Origin of the sequence: Acinetobacter sp. TUM15064, from assembly GCF_008980265.1 — a bacterium.
Lineage (GTDB): Bacteria > Pseudomonadota > Gammaproteobacteria > Pseudomonadales > Moraxellaceae > Acinetobacter.
In genome coordinates this window covers 1-497 of sequence record NZ_BKFU01000196.1, presented here as the reverse complement: position 1 = coordinate 497, position 497 = coordinate 1, and the positions used below count along the sequence as shown (strand labels likewise).

Here is a 497-nt window from a genome sequence, read left to right as displayed (position 1 = left end):
AGGTGTAATAGCAGCTTCTAATTGTTCAGGAGTGATTTTGAAGCGTTGATCTTCACCACATTTCACAATGACTGGAGTACCTTCAGCAATAATGACCATATCTGGATAGCTTACCCAGAAAGGTGCTGGAATGATAACTTCATCGCCTTTGTTTAATAGAGCAAGTGCCCAGTTAAAGAAACTTTGCTTACCCCTACATGAAACCAAAATCTGGTTTGACTGATAATCAAGATTATTATCACGCTTCAATTTAGCAATAATTGCTTTTTTTAACCCAGGAGTACCATCTACAGCCGTATATTTGGTGAAACCATTATTAATCGCTTCAATTGCAGCATCTTTGATGTGTTGAGGGGTATCAAAATCTGGCTCGCCAGCACCTAAACCAATCACGTTCTTGCCAGCAGCTTTAAGTTCAGCAGCTTTGTTAGTTACAGCAAGTGTAGGGGACGGTTTGATAGCATTGACACGATCAGAAAGACGTACGTCCACGGCAA

General features: G+C 40.6%; 1 protein-coding gene. It reads right to left on the bottom strand.

The window, feature by feature from the left end; translation table 11 throughout:
- The coding region (locus GBI16_RS18395; protein WP_151707633.1) for an aminotransferase class I/II-fold pyridoxal phosphate-dependent enzyme at positions 1 to 492 on the bottom strand (492 nt) is incomplete at its 3' end.
- Between the last annotated feature and the right edge of the window lie 5 nt (positions 493 to 497).